Origin of the sequence: Halomonas sp. ND22Bw, from assembly GCF_003011945.1 — a bacterium.
Classification (GTDB): domain Bacteria; phylum Pseudomonadota; class Gammaproteobacteria; order Pseudomonadales; family Halomonadaceae; genus Halomonas; species Halomonas halophila.
Map to the genome: position 1 here is coordinate 1 of NZ_PXWD01001793.1, position 236 is coordinate 236.

At 70.8% G+C, this 236-nt stretch carries 1 protein-coding gene; it reads left to right on the forward strand.

All coding sequences use genetic code 11. From position 1 onward, the window contains the following. Positions 1–236 (forward strand): HAD hydrolase-like protein (locus CVH10_RS24460; protein WP_181244764.1); only part of this gene is annotated, 236 nt, incomplete at both ends.

Sequence of the window (236 nt, forward strand, 5' to 3'; positions counted from 1 at the left end):
GTTCACCGGGGTGGAGATCGTCAGCGACAAGCGCGCCGACACGTTCGTGCGCGTCTTCCACCGCTACGGCTGCGCGCCCGATCGCGCAGTGATGGCGGGCGATTCGATGCGTTCCGATATCCTGCCCGCTCTGGAGGCAGGGGCATGGGGGGCGTTCATCCCGCAACCGCTCGCCTGGGCGCATGAAGCGGCGGCGGCGCCGACCGCGCATACGCGCTTTCGTCGGCGGGAGCGGC